1 protein-coding gene is annotated in these 552 nt (G+C 40.4%); it reads right to left on the bottom strand.

The genetic code is table 11. From position 1 onward, the window contains the following. Window positions 1-505, bottom strand: a 505-nt coding sequence (locus CWB65_RS16590; RefSeq protein WP_138741029.1) for a transposase, incomplete at its 3' end; no start/stop codon positions are given. Window positions 506-552: the final 47 nt, after the last annotated feature.

Below are 552 nucleotides of genomic sequence, written 5' to 3'. Positions count from 1 at the left end.
ACAACTTTCGTTTTGTCTTTGCTTTTTTCTTTCTGGCCTGAGCCAAGGCTTCTAACTTTTTTAAGACTGCGTTCTCTGCACGTAGATAATCCAATTCTTCCCTGAGCTCTTTTTCAGACATGTCTGCTGATGGTTTAGGAGATGAAGAATGATTCGTCACGCGAGGCCTACCTTTTTTCTGTGGTTTTAGTCGGGTTATACCCTCGTGAGCATAAAGCTTTTGCCATTGAAATAAAATACCTGGGGATGATAAGTCGAAATAGGCGCTAGTATAACCCAAAGACCAATCATTAATTTCCATCGTCTCGAGCACATGAATTTTGAACCCGCCTGAATAAGGTAACTGTTTATGGATAAAACTCTTTGACCCATTAAGCAGGTAGACCTGAAACCAATAACGAATAAGCCGAGCGCTAATATTGTACTTTCTACTTAATGCTTCAGAGTTTTCCTGCTCAGCAAGTTGTGCGAGCTTTAACTTAAATATTCTTTTGTGCTTGGACATAAAAAGACCCCCAGTAATTGGATTGTCCAACTATTGGGGGTCACTTC

This window comes from Pseudoalteromonas sp. S554, from assembly GCF_005930865.1.
GTDB lineage: Bacteria > Pseudomonadota > Gammaproteobacteria > Enterobacterales > Alteromonadaceae > Pseudoalteromonas > Pseudoalteromonas marina.
Note: the sequence above shows the minus strand (reverse complement) of the source record. Positions and strands in the feature narration are given on the sequence as shown.